The 963-nt window shown below is 32.0% G+C and carries 1 protein-coding gene; it reads left to right on the top strand.

What is annotated here, in order from left to right; genetic code table 11:
- Window positions 1–55 precede the first annotated feature (55 nt).
- Entirely contained in the window at window positions 56–958 is a 903-nt protein-coding gene (locus tag ABEG11_RS19015; protein ID WP_348825760.1) for an IS1595 family transposase, read from the top strand.
- The last annotated feature ends 5 nt before the right edge of the window (window positions 959–963 follow it).

The following is a 963-nucleotide window of genomic DNA, read 5'->3' as shown; positions in this document are numbered from 1 at the left end:
TTAATTGAGCTAGTCATTTAATTTCTGTATATTTAAGTCTTTAAAATCAGTAAATATGGGAGTATTTGAAGGGCAAAGCATCCTAAACTTTATAAAAGAATTACCGAATGATGAAGCTTGCAAAGCTTATTTAGCGCAAATAAAATGGAAAGATGGTTTTACCTGCATGAAGTGTGGTCATACAAAAGGATGTGAGAAATCGGGATATAATTACCAATGTTATAGCTGTCAGCATGTAGAAAGTGCTACTGCAAATACATTGTTTCATAAGGTTAAATTTGGATTGCACAAAGCATTCTGTATTGTATTTGAAATGACAACCAGCAGTAAAAGTGTATCAAGTATTCAAATGGGAAAACGTTTTGAAATCCGCCAAGGCACAGCCTGGTATTTTATGCAGAAAGTACGTAGAGCAATGCAAAGCAGCCAGAGATATCCATTGTCAGAACTGGTTCATGTGGATGAATTTACTGTGGGAGGAAAAGAAGAGGGTAAACAAGGCAGAAGTTATGATTCTAAAAAGAGAAAGGCTGTAATAGCTGTGGAATTAAACCACAAACATCAGATAAAAAGGGTTTATGTAAAATCGATTGAAGATTATTCTTCAAAATCATTAACTCCAATTTTTGAAGAGCATATAAGTCAGAATGCACAAATAATTACCGATAAATGGAGAGGATACGAACCTCTAAAAAAACTTTATAATATTGAACAAAAATTAAGTGACCATGGAAAAAACTTCAAAGAATTACACATTGTAATCATGCAATTGAAATCTTGGATAAGAACAATACCCACTCATGTTAGCAAATGGCACATTCAAGCTTATTTTGATGAGTTTTGTTTTAGAATAAATCGTTCACAATTTAAAACAAGTATTTTTCATAAATCAATAGTAAGAATGGTAACAACCAAACCGATTTATCATAATAATATAAAACAGCCACTAAGTGTATAACTCAA

It is taken from the genome of Flavobacterium aestuarii (assembly GCF_040049115.1).
GTDB lineage: Bacteria > Bacteroidota > Bacteroidia > Flavobacteriales > Flavobacteriaceae > Flavobacterium > Flavobacterium aestuarii.
The sequence above is the reverse complement of the archived record's forward strand: the minus strand, read 5'-3'. Positions and strand labels throughout refer to the sequence as shown.

Coding starts and splice junctions, on each gene's coding strand:
- ABEG11_RS19015 (WP_348825760.1), top strand. CDS start 56: ATGGGAGTATTTGAAGGGCAAAGCATCCTAAACTTTATAAAAGAATTA.